The organism is Enterobacter sp. ECC-019, assembly GCF_043974075.1.
In the GTDB taxonomy this organism is placed as follows: Bacteria; Pseudomonadota; Gammaproteobacteria; order Enterobacterales; family Enterobacteriaceae; genus Enterobacter; species Enterobacter asburiae_D.
Map to the genome: position 1 here is coordinate 2,441,824 of NZ_CP143759.1, position 15,575 is coordinate 2,457,398.

Annotated in this window: 16 protein-coding genes; 4 read left to right on the plus strand and 12 right to left on the minus strand. The window is 54.4% G+C overall.

Annotated elements, in window-relative coordinates; all coding sequences use genetic code 11:
* Positions 1 to 200: 200 nt before the first annotated feature.
* From mdoG to V1566_RS11460, 3 genes are all read left to right on the plus strand, one after another.
* Positions 201 to 1,754 carry a glucans biosynthesis protein MdoG gene (gene mdoG / locus V1566_RS11450; protein ID WP_021240787.1) on the plus strand — a complete coding sequence of 518 codons (1,554 nt, stop codon included), beginning with the start codon at positions 201 to 203 and terminating at the stop codon, positions 1,752 to 1,754.
* Complete coding sequence (gene mdoH, locus V1566_RS11455; RefSeq protein ID WP_395303364.1) at positions 1,747 to 4,275, plus strand: glucans biosynthesis glucosyltransferase MdoH; 2,529 nt, start codon at positions 1,747 to 1,749, stop codon at positions 4,273 to 4,275. Before mdoG ends, mdoH begins: the two co-directional genes overlap by 8 nt.
* Before the next feature lie 84 nt (positions 4,276 to 4,359).
* On the plus strand, positions 4,360 to 4,587 hold the full coding sequence (locus V1566_RS11460) for a YceK/YidQ family lipoprotein (RefSeq protein WP_395303365.1): 228 nt from the start codon (positions 4,360 to 4,362) through the stop codon (positions 4,585 to 4,587).
* Between the two features lie 6 nt (positions 4,588 to 4,593).
* Here the strand turns inward: V1566_RS11460 and V1566_RS11465 are convergent, their stop codons facing one another.
* From V1566_RS11465 to V1566_RS11475, 3 genes are all read right to left on the minus strand, one after another.
* Positions 4,594 to 4,968 carry a MysB family protein gene (locus V1566_RS11465; protein WP_395303366.1) on the minus strand — a complete coding sequence of 125 codons (375 nt, stop codon included), beginning with the start codon at positions 4,966 to 4,968 and terminating at the stop codon, positions 4,594 to 4,596.
* Between the two features lie 97 nt (positions 4,969 to 5,065).
* Positions 5,066 to 6,283 (minus strand): multidrug efflux MFS transporter MdtG, encoded by a 1,218-nt coding sequence (mdtG, locus tag V1566_RS11470; RefSeq protein ID WP_193940013.1) that lies wholly within the window; start codon positions 6,281 to 6,283, stop codon positions 5,066 to 5,068.
* Between the two features lie 140 nt (positions 6,284 to 6,423).
* Positions 6,424 to 7,350: a Kdo(2)-lipid IV(A) acyltransferase gene (locus V1566_RS11475; RefSeq protein ID WP_395303367.1), complete on the minus strand. Its 927-nt coding sequence runs from the start codon at positions 7,348 to 7,350 to the stop codon at positions 6,424 to 6,426.
* Between the two features lie 221 nt (positions 7,351 to 7,571).
* Here V1566_RS11475 and V1566_RS11480 point away from each other — a divergent pair, with 221 nt between their 5' ends.
* Entirely contained in the window at positions 7,572 to 8,621 is a 1,050-nt protein-coding gene (locus V1566_RS11480; RefSeq protein ID WP_395303368.1) for a rhodanese-related sulfurtransferase, read from the plus strand.
* Positions 8,622 to 8,662: 41 nt separating this feature from the next.
* On the opposite strand, the gene V1566_RS11485 is transcribed toward V1566_RS11480, so the two are convergent.
* The 9 genes from V1566_RS11485 to mdtH form a co-directional block, all read right to left on the minus strand.
* Positions 8,663 to 9,241, minus strand: a complete 579-nt coding sequence (locus V1566_RS11485) for a YceI family protein (protein ID WP_024909002.1) — start codon at positions 9,239 to 9,241, stop codon at positions 8,663 to 8,665.
* Between the two features lies 1 nt (position 9,242).
* Positions 9,243 to 9,809 carry a cytochrome b gene (locus V1566_RS11490; RefSeq protein WP_395303369.1) on the minus strand — a complete coding sequence of 189 codons (567 nt, stop codon included), beginning with the start codon at positions 9,807 to 9,809 and terminating at the stop codon, positions 9,243 to 9,245.
* Between the two features lie 208 nt (positions 9,810 to 10,017).
* Positions 10,018 to 10,131 carry a YceO family protein gene (locus tag V1566_RS11495; protein ID WP_032638658.1) on the minus strand — a complete coding sequence of 38 codons (114 nt, stop codon included), beginning with the start codon at positions 10,129 to 10,131 and terminating at the stop codon, positions 10,018 to 10,020.
* A gap of 59 nt (positions 10,132 to 10,190) precedes the next feature.
* Entirely contained in the window at positions 10,191 to 11,309 is a 1,119-nt protein-coding gene (solA, locus tag V1566_RS11500; RefSeq protein ID WP_395303370.1) for an N-methyl-L-tryptophan oxidase, read from the minus strand.
* 116 nt (positions 11,310 to 11,425) lie between these two features.
* Positions 11,426 to 11,680 (minus strand): biofilm formation regulator BssS, encoded by a 255-nt coding sequence (gene bssS / locus V1566_RS11505; protein ID WP_008500827.1) that lies wholly within the window; start codon positions 11,678 to 11,680, stop codon positions 11,426 to 11,428.
* Between the two features lie 274 nt (positions 11,681 to 11,954).
* Positions 11,955 to 12,200: a DNA damage-inducible protein I gene (dinI, locus tag V1566_RS11510; protein WP_008500826.1), complete on the minus strand. Its 246-nt coding sequence runs from the start codon at positions 12,198 to 12,200 to the stop codon at positions 11,955 to 11,957.
* A 75-nt stretch (positions 12,201 to 12,275) separates the two neighbouring features.
* Entirely contained in the window at positions 12,276 to 13,322 is a 1,047-nt protein-coding gene (gene pyrC / locus V1566_RS11515; RefSeq protein WP_395303371.1) for a dihydroorotase, read from the minus strand.
* 126 nt (positions 13,323 to 13,448) lie between these two features.
* Positions 13,449 to 14,009: a lipoprotein gene (locus V1566_RS11520; protein WP_395303372.1), complete on the minus strand. Its 561-nt coding sequence runs from the start codon at positions 14,007 to 14,009 to the stop codon at positions 13,449 to 13,451.
* Positions 14,010 to 14,132: 123 nt separating this feature from the next.
* Positions 14,133 to 15,341 carry a multidrug efflux MFS transporter MdtH gene (gene mdtH, locus V1566_RS11525; protein ID WP_395303373.1) on the minus strand — a complete coding sequence of 403 codons (1,209 nt, stop codon included), beginning with the start codon at positions 15,339 to 15,341 and terminating at the stop codon, positions 14,133 to 14,135.
* Positions 15,342 to 15,575 lie beyond the last annotated feature (234 nt).

Here is a 15,575-nt window from a genome sequence, read left to right on the forward strand (position 1 = left end):
ACATTCGAAGGCAACCCTACACCAAGACCGACACCCTGTCTCCAGGATAAGCACGCAAAGTGAATAGCGGGTTCTTTCATTTGCTTAATCCATGAGCCAGCAGCTGAACAAAGCAGTGATAATGTTGTCGGATTGCCTGAGTTTCCATTAAAATGGATCGGATCGATATAAGCACACAAAGGGGGAAGTGCTTACTTATTATGAAACATAAACCACAGATGATGAAAATGCGTTGGTTGGGTGCTGCAGTGGTGTTGTCACTGTATACCTCATCGGCACTGGCCTTTAACATCGACGATGTCGCAAAACAGGCAAAATCGATGGCAGGCAAGAGCTACGAAGCGCCGAAAAGTAACTTGCCCTCCGTTTTCCGCGACATGAAGTATGCGGACTATCAGCAGATCCAGTTCAATCACGACAAAGCGTACTGGAGCAATATTAAAACCCCGTTCAAGCTTGAATTTTATCATCAGGGTATGTACTTCGACACGCCTGTTGCCATCAATGAAGTGACGGCGACAGCGGTTCGTAAGATTAAATACAGCCCGGATTATTTCAATTTTGGCAATGTGCAACACGACAAAGATACGGTGAAAGACCTGGGCTTCGCAGGCTTTAAGGTGCTTTACCCGATCAACAGCAAAGATAAAAACGACGAAATCGTCAGCATGCTGGGTGCCAGCTATTTCCGCGTCATTGGCGCGGGGCAGGTATACGGGCTTTCAGCGCGTGGTCTGGCTATTGATACCGCGCTGCCATCAGGTGAAGAGTTCCCGCGTTTCCGTGAGTTCTGGATTGAGCGTCCAAAACCAACGGATAAACGTCTGACCATTTATGCGCTGCTGGATTCCCCGCGTGCAACCGGTGCCTATCGCTTTGTGATTATGCCGGGTCGTGACACGGTGGTTGACGTGCAGTCCAAGGTTTACCTGCGTGATAAAGTGGGCAAACTGGGCGTTGCACCATTGACCAGCATGTTCCTGTTTGGGCCGAACCAGCCGTCTCCGGCAACCAACTTCCGCCCGGAACTGCATGACTCCAACGGTCTGTCTATTCATGCCGGTAACGGTGAGTGGATCTGGCGTCCGTTGAATAACCCGAAACATCTGGCGGTTAGCAGCTTCGCAATGGAAAACCCGCAAGGTTTCGGCCTGCTGCAGCGTGGTCGTCAGTTCTCTCGCTTTGAAGATTTGGACGATCGCTATGACCAGCGTCCAAGCGCCTGGGTCACGCCAAACGGTGACTGGGGTAAAGGTAAGGTCGAGCTGGTAGAAATTCCAACCAACGACGAAACCAACGATAACATCGTCGCTTACTGGACGCCGGATCAACTACCGGAAGCCGGTAAAGAGATGAACTTCAAGTACACCATTACCTTCAGCCGCGACGAAGATAAGCTGCATGCGCCGGATAACGCGTATGTGATGCAGACTCGCCGCTCAACGGGTGATGTGAAGCAGTCTAATCTTATCCGTCAGCCTGACGGTACCGTGGCGTTCGTCGTGGACTTCACGGGCCAGGATATGAAGAAACTGTCACCGGACACCGCCGTTGCCGCTCAGGCAAGCATCGGTGATAACGGTGAAATCGTTGAGAATACCGTGCGTTACAACCCGGTAACCAAAGGCTGGCGTCTGACCCTGCGCGTGAAAGTGAAAGATCCGAAACAGACCACTGAAATGCGTGCTGCGCTGGTCAGTAACGATCAGCCGCTGAGTGAAACCTGGAGCTATCAGCTACCTGCCAATGAATAATACATCTGAATATATTGATGCCATGCCGCTGACGGATATCGAAAAAGCGGCACTGCCTAAGAGCGACATCCGCGCGGTTCACACCGCGCTGGATGGTGAACATCATCCGTTTTCTCGTGATGATGATACACCGCTCGGGTCAGTCAAGGCGCGTCTGGAGCAGGCCTGGCCGGACTCGCTGGCGGAAGGGCAGTTGATTAAAGACGATGAAGGACGCGATCAGCTTCAGGCGATGCCGAAGGCCACGCGTTCCTCTATGTTCCCCGACCCATGGCGCACCAACCCGGTGGGTCGCTTCTGGGATCGCCTGCGCGGGCGTGATGTCACGCCGCGCTATCTGTCGCGCCTGACGAAAGAAGAGCAGGCGTCCGAACAGAAATGGCGTACTGTGGGGACAATCCGTCGCTATATCCTGCTGCTTCTGACGCTGGCGCAGACCGTCGTCGCGACCTGGTATATGAAAACCATCCTGCCTTACCAGGGCTGGGCGTTTATCAACCCGACGGACATGATGGGCCAGGATCTCTGGGTCTCCTTCATGCAGCTGCTGCCGTATATCCTGCAGAGCGGCATTCTCCTGCTGTTTGCTGTCCTCTTCTGCTGGGTCTCGGCCGGTTTCTGGACCGCGCTGATGGGCTTCCTGCAGTTGCTGATGGGGCGTGACAAATACAGCATTTCGGCGTCAACGGTCGGGGATGAACCCCTCAATCCCGAGCACCGTACTGCGCTGATTATGCCTATCTGTAACGAAGACGTTGACCGCGTATTTGCGGGCCTGCGTGCGACCTGGGAGTCCGTAAAGGCGACTGGCAACGCGGAGCATTTTGACGTTTACATCCTGAGCGACAGCTACAACCCGGATATCTGCGTTGCAGAGCAAAAAGCGTGGATGGAGCTGATTGCAGAAGTGCAGGGCGAAGGTCAGATCTTCTACCGCCGCCGCCGCCGTCGTGTGAAGCGTAAAAGCGGTAACATCGATGACTTCTGCCGTCGCTGGGGTAACCAGTACAGCTATATGGTGGTGCTGGATGCTGACTCCGTCATGAGCGGAGACTGCCTGAGCGGTCTGGTGCGCCTGATGGAAGCCAACCCTAACGCGGGCATTATTCAGTCTTCGCCAAAAGCGTCCGGCATGGACACGCTGTATGCGCGTTGCCAGCAGTTCGCCACCCGTGTTTACGGGCCGCTGTTTACGGCGGGTCTGCACTTCTGGCAGTTGGGTGAGTCGCACTACTGGGGCCACAACGCCATTATCCGCGTGAAACCGTTCATTGAGCACTGTGCGCTGGCGCCGCTGCCGGGCGAGGGTTCGTTTGCCGGTTCTATTCTGTCGCACGACTTCGTAGAAGCGGCGCTGATGCGTCGTGCTGGCTGGGGCGTCTGGATTGCTTACGACCTGCCGGGATCGTACGAAGAGCTGCCGCCGAACCTGCTGGACGAGCTCAAGCGTGACCGCCGCTGGTGTCATGGTAACCTGATGAACTTCCGCCTGTTCCTTGTAAAAGGAATGCACCCGGTTCACCGCGCGGTGTTCCTGACGGGCGTGATGTCTTATCTCTCCGCACCGCTGTGGTTTATGTTCCTCGCACTCTCCACTGCGCTGCAGGTCGTCCATGCTCTGACGGAGCCGCAATACTTCCTGCAACCGCGCCAGCTGTTCCCGGTGTGGCCGCAGTGGCGTCCGGAGCTGGCGATTGCGCTGTTTGCCTCCACCATGGTGCTGCTGTTCCTGCCTAAGCTGCTCAGTATCATCCTGATCTGGTGCAAAGGCTCGAAAGAGTACGGCGGTTTCTTCCGCGTGACCCTTTCACTGCTGCTGGAAGTGCTGTTCTCCGTGCTGCTGGCGCCGGTACGTATGCTGTTCCACACCGTGTTTGTGGTCAGCGCGTTCCTGGGCTGGGAAGTGGTCTGGAACTCGCCGCAGCGTGATGACGACTCCACGCCGTGGAGTGAAGCCTTTATGCGCCACGGTTCTCAGCTGCTGCTGGGTCTGGTCTGGGCGGCCGGGATGGCCTGGCTGGATCTGCGCTTCCTGTTCTGGCTGGCGCCGATTGTCTTCTCGCTGATCCTGTCGCCGTTTGTGTCCGTGATCTCCAGCCGTTCAACGGTGGGGCTGCGTACCAAACGCTGGAAACTGTTCCTGATCCCGGAAGAGTATTCTCCGCCGCAGGTGCTGGTGGATACCGATCGTTATCTGGAACAGAACCGCAGTCGCTCGCTGGATGACGGCTTCATGCACGCCGTGTTTAACCCGTCATTCAACGCCCTGGCAACGGCAATGGCGACGGCGCGTCACCGTGCCAGCCAGGTGCTGGAGATTGCTCGCGATCGTCACGTTGAGCAGGCGCTTAACGAGACCCCGGAAAAACTCAACCGCGACCGTCGACTGGTGCTGTTGAGCGACCCGGTGACAATGGCGCGACTTCATTACCGCGTGTGGTCCGCTCCGGAGAAATACTCTTCGTGGGTGAACTACTATAAGGACATGAAGCTGAATCCGCTTGCACTGAAGGCGAAGTAAGTTGTTAAGCAGGGCGGGTAGGCGAAGCGCCACCCGCCAGATAAAATACCGGCTGTGAGGCCGGTATTTTTTTAGAGGCTAGAGATGAGAATAATCATCGTCGTCATGATGGTATGCCTGCTCAGCGGCTGCGGCAGTATCATCAGTCGCACCATTCCAGGGCAAGGCCACGGTAATCAGTATTACCCGGGCGTGAAATGGGATCTCCGTGATTCCGCATGGCGCTACCTGACCGTGCTCGATCTGCCGTTCTCGCTGATTTTCGACACGCTGTTGCTGCCGATCGATGCCAGCCACGGCCCTTACGAATAGCGTAAATTAACGCTCGTCCCACTCATCGGCAGCGGTTTGACCTTCTTCTGTATCCAGAGGTGGCTCGAGCTGAAACTCGCCCTCATCCCACTCGTGCAGGGTGTTCTCTTCCAGCCATTCCTGCCGAAGTTCGATTTCGTCATAATCGCCATCAAAGACCGCCTGCGCACCTTCACCGTTTAATATCGGCAAACATTCCCCTTCTTCACCTTCGTCGGCAAAGAATTCGGCCTGCCACATAATATCTCCATCCTGCAGAACGTATTTTTGGATATTAAGCTGTTGCACGTCAGCATCTTCTTCTTCAACGCCGGGATTGTCGGCGAGGAACTCTTCACGAGCGGCATCAATAGCTTCTTCCAGCGTGGCGTACATGGTCATTGGTGTCTCCCTGTTTTCCAGAAGGTTTCAGGGAAAGAATAGCTGAATATAAGATTCTGCAAGTATGAATGCGAAAATAAGCTGTCAGGCGTTCGTCTTATTCCGTCACGGGCCGTAACGCGCGGGATAAACTGAACCACGAATAAATGGCATTGAACAACACGACGCCCGCCGTCACGATAAATACGGCGCGAAAACCGAAGCTGGCGGAGATCCCGGCCCCGAGCAGCGGTCCGGTGACGTTACCGATATCCCGGAATGACTGGTTATAGCTGAAAATGCGCCCGGCAATCTGGTTCGTGGAATTGTAGACCAGCAGGGTCTGTACGGCGGGCAGCAACGCGCCGTCGGCGGCACCCAGCAAAAAGCGCAGGACGCCCAGCTGCCATGGCGTTTGCACCATCGACATCGGGATAAGCAGCAGGACGGAAATCACCAGCGCGCAGATCAGGATTTTTTCCGGACCCACCCGGTCCCCCAGTTTTCCCAGCCTCGGGGCGCTCAGCAGCGCCGCCACGCCGGGTACGGAGGCAATCAGCCCGCTGATGAACGCAATATTGCTGACGTTACCCGCCAGGTCGCGAACGTACAGCGTCAGAATAGGGGCAATCGACCCGGTAGCCACCTGGATAATCATTGTCGTCACGAACAGGCTTAGCACCAGTCTGGGATTTTTAAGCGAGGTCAGCACCTCCCTGGCGTGGAGCATCTCTTTTTTGGCGACAGGCGTGAAGTTTTCGCGAATACAGAGCAGGGTGACGATAAAGCACAGGAACAACACGCTGGCGGTGATGAAAAAGACCGGACGCAGGCCGTAGTTATCTGCCAGTAATCCGCCTGCCAGCGGTCCCAGCAGAGCCCCGCTCACGCCGCCGGTAGAGAGTGTTCCTAGCGCCCAGCCGCTCTTATGGCGGGGGATTTGCGTGGCTATCAGGGCGTTCGCGTTGGGAATAAATCCTCCCAGCAAGCCCAGCAGCGCGCGGAGGATCAGAAACTGCCAGACGTTCTGCGCCACGCCCATCAGCGCCATGATAATGGCCATCCCCAGCGCCGAGCGCAGCAGCATGATTTTACGTCCCTTGCGGTCGGCAAGGCCGCCCCAGAAGGGCGAGGCTATCGCGGAAAAGAGAAACGTAATGCTGAATACCAGGCCAGACCACATATTGAGTGCGCTGTGGCCCGTCACACCAAGCTGTTCGACGTAGAGCGGGAGGAAGGGCATGACGAGGCTAAAGGCCGCGCCGGTTAGAAAACAGCCAAGCCACGCAACCGTGAGGTTACGCTTCCAGTTTATGGGGGCATCTGAGGGTGACATAACTATCCGCATAATGAGGTGCAGAGCACCTGAAGCATAAAGTAATAAGCTTGCTAATTATGCGCCTGGGTTATGATTGCCGCAATGAGGAGGAGCTTTTAAAGCTAAAACGGCATGCGGCCCTGAGGACCGCATGAGGATTAATAGCGGGACGGCGTGCCTTGAGGGCGCGTTTTAAAACGGCGGTGCAGCCACATATACTGCTCAGGCGCCAGCATGATGCACTTCTCCACAACGCTGTTCATCCAGCGCGCGGTGGTTTCCGCATCATCAAGCGGCGGCGCAAGTTCCGGCTCCAGCATCATCAGCTCGTAGCCTGAACCATCCGGCTTACGGCGGGGAACAAAAGGCACGATGGCGGCTTTGGACATGCGCGCCAGCATCCAGGTACCGGTCGTTGTGGCGGCCTCTTCAACGGCGAAGAAGGGGACAAATACGCTGGCCTGCGGGCCATAGTCGTGGTCGGGAGCATACCAGACCACTTCACCGGATTTCAGCGCGCGGATCATCCCCTTCAGATCCTTACGGTCGATCATGCTTTTGTTGGATCGCATGCGGCCGTTGGTCTGGATTAAATCGATGACCGGGTTATCGTTAGGACGATAAACGCCAATGCCGGGCGCCTGCATGCCGAACATGCGCGCCCCTATTTCCAGCGTCAGGAAATGGATGCCGATAAGCAGAACGCCCGTCTGATTGGCCTGAAGCGTATGCACCGGCTCCATGCCGGTCCCCGTCACCTCGCTCCAGCGGGCCATGCGTTTGTCCGGCCAGAACCACGCCATACCGGTTTCCATGAGCCCCATCCCGACGGATTCGAAATTCTTCGAGACCATATCGTGACGCTCTGATTCGCTCATCTGCGGAAAACACAGCTCAAGATTGCGGTACGCGATACTGGCGCGACGCTTCATAAACAGTTGCGCGAAACGGCCCAGAAATTTACCCAACCGAAAAATAACAGGGTAGGGAAGCTGTACCAGAAGCCATAAAAAGCCGATGCCTAGCCAGGTCAACCAATAGCGGGGATGCAAAAGGGCGGCAGTAAATTTTGGTAACTGGGTCATGTCTTTCCTGTTTTCAAACGTCCTGTTTTGCTAGTGTCTCATTTTTTGAGACGTAGCCAAAATATCTGCTTTCGAAGCGAGCACGAATACAGCAATTGTTAAGCCTGACTAATCAGGGTGTGTGAAATGTAGCGTAAATTGTATGGATGTAAATTGGTTTTGTTTGCTATATGATGCCGACCGATTTTTCATTCTCTCTAACGATTCCAGGACTGTACACCATGCCAGTGTTACACAACCGCGTGTCGAATGAGATGTTAAAGGCGCGTATGTTGGCTGAAACCGAACCGCGCACCACCATCTCATTCTACAAATATTTCACCATCGACGATCCGCAGGCGACCCGCGATGCGCTTTATCAGGCGTTCACGGCCCTGAACGTCTTTGGCCGCGTCTACCTTGCCCGTGAAGGCATCAACGCGCAAATTAGCGTACCGGAAAGCAAAGTCAGTGCTTTCCGCGACGCTCTTTATCAATTCGATCCTGCCCTCGACGGCTTGCGCCTGAACATTGCCCTGGATGACGACGGGAAATCCTTCTGGGTGCTGCGCATGAAGGTGCGTGAGCGCATCGTGGCGGACGGTATCGACGATCCTGAGTTTAACGCGGCGGATGTCGGTGAATATCTGAAGGCTGCGGAAGTGAATGCGATGCTGGACGATCCGGATGCTGTGTTCATTGATATGCGTAACCACTATGAGTACGAAGTGGGGCATTTCGAGAACGCGATGGAAATCCCGGCCGACACCTTCCGCGAGCAACTGCCCAAAGCGGTTGAGATGATGCAGGAACATAAAGATAAAAAGATCGTTATGTACTGCACCGGCGGTATCCGCTGTGAGAAAGCCAGCGCGTGGATGAAGCACAACGGCTTTAATAAGGTCTGGCATATTGAAGGCGGCATTATCGAGTATGCCCGCCGCGCCCGTGAACAGGGTTTACCGGTGCGCTTTATCGGGAAAAACTTTGTCTTTGACGAGCGTATGGGGGAGCGTATCTCGGAAGACGTGATTGCCCAGTGCCACCAGTGCGGTGCGCCTTGCGATACCCATACCAACTGCAAAAACGACGGGTGTCATCTGCTGTTTATTCAGTGCCCGGCCTGTGCCGAGAAGTTTAACGGCTGCTGTAGCGAGCTGTGCAGCGAAGAGAGCATCCTGCCGGAAGAAGAGCAGCGTCGCCGTCGTGCAGGACGCGAAAACGGCAACAAGATTTTCAATAAATCACGCGGCCGTCTGAATACCAAACTGGGTATCCCTGACCCGGAATGATAATAACGCCCGGCAGGGCCAAAGCCTGCCGGGCGAATCTATTATGATTTCTGCTGTACACCTTCAACGGAAATAATCAGCTCAACGTCCTGAGACGCCGGGCCTAAATCCGTTGTGATATTAAAATCTTTCAGGTGAATTTTACCCGCCGCTTCAAATCCTGCGCGTTTACCGCCCCACGGATCGTCACCCTGACCCAGTAATTTAGCATCCAGCGTGACCGGTTTTGTTACGCCGTTAAGCGTCAGGTTGCCGGTAATATTCAGCTTATCACCGTCTTTTTTCACTTCCGTGGAGGTGAAAGTAGCCTGTGGGTATTTCCCGACATTGAGGAATTCCCCACTGCGCAGATGTTTATCACGTTCAGCATGATTGGTATCCACGCTGTTGGTATTAATGGTCACGTTGACCTTGTCGGCGGCTGGATTTTTCTCGTCAAAGGTGAATGTGCCGTCAAAATCCTTAAAGGTACCGTACAGCCAGCTGTATCCCAGGTGCTGAATACGGAAATTGACGAAAGCGTGCTGGCCCTCTTTATCAATTTTATAATCAGCCGCCACGGCGGAACCGGCGGTGAATAACAGAGAACCCAATGCGATACCCAGCAGGTGTTTTTTCATTTTATGCTCCAGAGTCAACTGACGAGCGGCCAAGCATGCGCTTTAGCGTATCGTCTTTATCAATAAAATGGTGTTTGAGGGCGGCAAGCCCGTGCAGTACAGACAGGATCACGACGCTCCACGCCAGCCAGAGGTGAACAACCCCTGCGGTGTCAGTCTGAGCGCCCGCATCGCTGAGCGTTGCCGGGACGTCAAAAAGGCCAAAGACGCTTATCGGCTTACCGTCCGCCGTCGAGATAAGATAGCCGCTGACAAGAATGGCGAAGAGCAGCGCATAGAGCGCGATATGCGCGACAACAGCACTGACGCGGGTAAATTTGCTGTGGGTGTTCGGCGCGGCGGGCGGCGGGGAAATATGTCGCCAGATTACGCGAAAAACCAGCCCCAGCATCAGGAGGACGCCAATGCTTTTATGTAACTCCGGTGCCTGGTGATACCAGCCATCGTAATAGCTGAGCGTGACCATCCAGAGCCCAAGTCCAAACATACCGTAGACGGCAATAGCAAATATCCAGTGCAAACCTATGGATATTATTCCGTAGCGTCGGGAGGAGTTACGCAATTGCATCAGAATGTCCATTTTCAAATTAACCGAAGGGTAAAAATGAACGGGAAGATGTGATATTGCAACTGAAATAATTGTCTATTGATTTTTATTTTATTTATTTCAGCGCTTTTGAACAGGATTGATGAAGGTAATTCAATGTCTTCGTGCAAGATGAAATTGAGAATTTCAATAAAGCTAAATAAATGTCAATTATTGTCAATCGGGGCTTTCAATAAAATACAATGTAAACAAAATCAATAATGGCCAGCAGCGCCCACAATAAGATATAGAGCATAAAATGCTCGCGAATATTATTCATCAGAAAGCTAACGATCCTGCGCATAACGCCCCGTAATGCAGTGTGAATGAAACGGGCCCCGGGACATCCGGAGCCCGTGCCGATTATCTGTTAAAACGCGAGAGTGAGAAGGGCGTCAGATCAAACTGCGGTTTGATACCCTGGGCAAACTGCGCGGCGATTTCACCCAGCACGGAAGCGAACTTAAAGCCGTGGCCGCTCAGCCCGGTGATTAGCAGGGTGTTGTCATGCCCGGGCAGCGTATCAATGATGAAGTCTTCATCCGGCGTGTTGTCGTAGGTACAGGCCGCGCCATACAGCAAGCCACCGACGCCCGGAAGGATAGTACGCAGAAACGAGAAGGCTTCCGAACCATCCTGTGGAAAGGCACCGAAAGGCTTACGCTCTTCAGGGGAGGAGATAGCCTGGCCACCGTTGTGTTTACCGATTTTCAGCGCGTCTTTCTCGGAAGGGAAACCGTAGAACTGGTCGCCATTCGGCAATTCGCCGGTGAAGGCCGGGAATTTATTCTGCGCGCTGTAGCGTCCATCCGACTGGAACCAGGAGAAGACCTTGCGCACCGGCTGGATCGGCAGTTCCGGCAGCAGGCGAGTGATCCAGGTTCCTGCGCTGACGAGCAGGCGGGACGCTGAATAGTCGCCGTCAATAGTCGTTACCGTGACGCCATTCTCGTCATGGGTGATGGCCTCCACCGGACAGTTAAACAGCTGCGCACAGCCGGCTTTCGCGGCAAGATCGATCCAGGTTTTAATCGCCGTTTCACAATGCAGCACGCCGGAGTGGGCTTCAAAGAGACCAATGTAATCGTCGGGGACGGTAATTTCAGGCCAGCGCGCGGTAACGCCCGCTGCGTCCAGCTTCTCAACATCCAGATTAAAGGCTTTTGCGCTGCGCTCGACGCTGGCGAGAAAATCAGAATGGGCAGGGCCAAGGTTGATAACGCCGGTACGCTCGAAAATACGCTCTTCGGTCTGTTTCGCCAGCTCGTCCCACAGCGTCTGGGCGCGAAGCACCAGCGGTACATAGCGCTCGCCTTCTCCATACGCATGGCGCATGAGGCGGGTATCGCCGTGATGGCTGCCCTCTGCATGGGGAGGAAGATGGGCATCGATCATCAGGACCTTCAGACCTGCCTGTGTTGCGTAATAACCGGCAGCGGAACCCACGGAGCCGCTACCAATAATGATTAAGTCGTATCTCATATGCATCTCGTAAACTGACGTTTTTTTAGCAGAGTAATTAACAACGCGGGGTTAGACAAGGGTGAAATAAATAAGGCACCGCGAGGGTGCCTGTAGAGAGAAAAGTGGGCATAAGCTTAGTGCCGTTTATACTCATTTTCCTGATAGTCGCCAGATTCTATTTTTGCAATACCTGCCTCTAAAATAGAAATAAACTGACGGGCGACGTCTGTTGTTAGCCACAGCGTCTGTCCAACTTCCGCTTCTTCACGGTTGAGTTGATTCGGGGTCTGGTAGTGCAAACGCAGCATCAGCGCATCGTAGCTATCTACGGTACTGATATCCCAGCCAACAAGTGGATGGGTCTGGATCACTTCACTATTCTTTTCCATTATAACCCCCTTAATGCGTGTTAGAAGACAACGGCTTTGAGGTTCAATGCATGTTTTTCTGAAAGCATCTTCAGTATACCAAGTAATAAGGGTTCCGAAGGGAAAAATAAACAGGTGGCAACACATTTTTCTGCTTTTTAGGATTGTTCGAACAATAAAACACCATCTTGTTCACGATTCTTAAAGAAGATGCCGAATTAATTTGAACTTACCGTATTTTTAGACAAAAAAAAGCCGGGGCGACCCGGCAAAAAAACACAATGAGGGAGCAGTGTTAATCTGTGATAAACCAGTCGTCTGCGCTTTCCCACGTTTCCTGCAGGATTTCGCTGATGCGATCTTTATCTTCTTTCGCAGCACCAATGACGGAGAGGTTGTTCGCCGCGGCGTAACGCACCGTTACGGCACCCGCGTTGTCGGGAAAGGTATTGTTAATACGGCGGGATAATTCGCCTGCCAGTGCATCAAGCGCGCCGGCAGGCAGAACGGTTGTTTTGGCTATGGTGACTTCAATACGCATAAATGCCCCCCTGTGTAATATACTGTTTATTTATACAGGTATATTATCGGTTTGACAACAAGGGGCATTGATTTTTTAACGTTTTACCGTCCAGTTGACGGTTTCGCCCGCCAGGAAGGGGATCAGCGTGTCATCCGTCAGCGCAATGGACTCCTCAACGTGGCTCGCTTTCCGCTCCAGTTCGATGAAGGTGTCATTGACCGGCAGGCCGTAGAAGCGCGGGCCGTTAAGGGAGCAGAACGCTTCGAAATGTTCCAGCGCGTTCATCTCTTCAAAGACGGTCGCGTAGCTGGCAAGCGCCGTTGGGGCGTTGAAGCAGCCTGCGCAGCCGCAACTCGCCTCTTTACGGTGGCGGGCGTGAGGCGCGGAATCGGTACCGAGGAACGCGCGGGAGAACCCGCTGGCAACCAGTTCGCGCAGCGCCTGCTGGTGGATGTTGCGCTTGAGAATCGGCAGGCAGTACAGGTGAGGGCGCACCCCGCCCACCAGCATGTGGTTACGGTTAAACATCAGGTGCTGCGGCGTAATGGTGGCGGCGATAAGCTCGTTGCCGTCACGCACATACTCTGCCGCGTCTTTGGTGGTGATATGCTCAAAGACCACTTTAAGCGCGGGCAGGCGCTGGCGCAGAGGCTCCATCACGGTCTCGATAAACCGGGCTTCACGGTCGAAGATGTCAATCTCGGCATGCGTAACTTCACCATGGACCAGCAGCGGCATGCCCAGTTTCTGCATGCGTTCCAGAACCGGCATGATGGCATCAATGCTGGTGACGCCGTGGCTGGAGTTGGTGGTGGCATTCGCCGGGTAGAGTTTCGCGGCCGTAAATACGCCTTCGTTAAACCCACGCTCCACTTCGTTCGGGTCCAGCGAGTCGGTCAGATAGCAGGTCATTAGCGGGGTAAAATTGTGTCCCGCAGGGACGGCATCCAGGATGCGCTGGCGATAGGCCATCGCGGCATCGACGGTGGTGACTGGTGGAACCAGGTTAGGCATGACAATCGCGCGGCCATAAATTTCGCTGGTATAAGGCACGACGGTTTTCAGCATATCGCCATCACGCAGATGGATATGCCAGTCGTCAGGGCGGCGGATTTTAAGAACCTGGGGTTGTGCAGTCATGGAAGCTCCGGCTTGTCAGGAATCAGTCATAAGGATGGCTGTTTTTGCCGGACACAAATCATAAGCGGAAACGTTTTCGTTTGCACACTTTTCCGTAAAAAAAAGGGCGCCGCAGCGCCCTTCAGGTTAATCGGTGAAAGGAATGATAATTTCACCCGGTTTCACCTCTATCCCTTTTGCATATTTTTTCGCCAGAGCTTCGCCCTTGCTTTTGTCTTCGCTTAAGATGTAAGCGGGCTGCTGGTTGAAATAATTACGCAGCGACTGGTTCAGATAAGGCATCAGGGTTTGCAGAACCGGTGCCATCTTGTCCGGCGAAACCTGCGCATCGACGACTTCCATCTCCTGGAGGAAAATCGCCCCTTTCTCTTTGTTGAACACGGGGAGTGCCTTCAGCTTGAGCTTAATGTTGGCTTTCTGATTGCCAAAGAGGGATGACATATCGAGAGCCGCGTCACCGGCCAGGGTGACTTTGTTTGGCTCTTCACGTCCGATCTGGCTGGTCAGATTCGTGAGCACGATATGCGCGTCCGCCAGCCCAGGCACACCAATGTCTTTAGAAAAATTGTTATGTTTTTCCAGCGCCTGATTAATTTCCTGTTCACTGACGGTATATTGCGTGAGCTGGTTACAGCCAACCAGCAGACCGCTGAAAACTAATGCAGCGGCAAAGACAATTTTCTTCATAGTGTTCCTCAACGAAAAATCGGCGCTTCTGTCCTGTTACGTCAGTATGTCAGCGTGAATTGGCAGAAACCAGCAGAAAAAACTGAGAAGTGGGGCGGGAGCGGCTCCCGCCCGAGGGAAAGGCTACGCGCCAGGCTCGAGCATGCCGCTCGCACTGCGTTTCTGGCTGAACTGCCACCACAGGGCCAGGAGCGTCATAAAGCCCACCGCGCCGAGCATCATCCACGGGAGTTCGGGCTGGTTTAACGCTTTGCCGGCATCAAACAACCAACCGCCACCGGCGTAACCTAATGCGCCGCCAAGCGCCAGCCCCAGCCGGCTGAAACCCATATAGCTGCCGCGCGCACGCGCGTCCGCAAGGGAGGCGCTCAGCGTTTCACGGGCAGGCTCGGCGATGATCGACCCTATGTAGAACGTGCAAATCAGGGTAAACAGCTGCTGGAGAGAGTTCACCAGGCCGATCGGCATCATGCTCAGCGTCATCAGGAACAGCCCGGCCATCAGGCGATGCTCCAGACGAAAACGCCGCTCGCTCCAGCGGGCAATCGGATAGAGCAGCGTCAGGGAAAGTGCGGCTTCAATGGCGTACATCCATTTAACGGCAGCAGGCGTGCCTGCAATGTCGTTAACCATAATCGGCAGCATCAGCATGACCTGCACAGCCAGCATGTAGTAGCCCGTCAGGGTCAGCACATAGGTGACAAAACGTTTGTCGCGCAGGACGCGGCCAAGCCCTTCCCGGACCGGCGCTTTGACCGTCGACAGTTTCCAGGCAGGCAGGAACAGGCCATTAAACAGCGCGCACAGAATAAAGAGCACCGCCCCCGCCGCGCAGACCAGTCGGAAGTCATACTGCAGCAGCCAGCTTCCCAGCAGGGCGCCGATAACCGCCCCGGCACTGTCCTGCATCATCAGAATCGAGAAGAAACGGCCGCGGTGCTGAGGGCGAATAAGCTTCACCACCAGCGCGGTGCGTGGCGGATCGAACAGCGTGCCACCGATACCGGAGAGGAAACAGGAGAACCAGAGCAGCCAGGGCTCCCGGGCGACCGCCATCGTGGCGAAGCCCGCCGCGCGCAGCAGCATACCGGTAACGATCATCGGTTTAGCGCCAAAGCGGTCGGCAATGGCCCCGCCAAAGACGCCCAGACCCTGCTGGACAAACTGGCGTAACCCCAGGGCAATGCCAACCATTAATGCCGCCCAGCCCATTTGATCGACAAAGCGGATCGATATCAACGGAAAAACGACAAAAAAGCCGAGCACGACCAGCATGTTATCGACGAGCAGGAAATATTTACCCAGGCTCCTGGCCTGTGAAACGCGGGACATTTTCCCTCCAGGGAAAATAAGAAGGTGAGCACGCTAACATTCTGCGGTGTCGCCGCGTTTTTTCCCACCCCTGGGCGTGACAATATTTTTTTATCAAAAGGGTGCTTTGATAGAGAGTTCTCATCGAAAATAATGAAAAGAGGGCAAAATGGTATGTCACTGTTTTCACAGACGGCGCAGGCGCAGGTATAGTAAAGCTAATGGGTAAGCTGAAGTGACGGGAAGGAGTGGTAT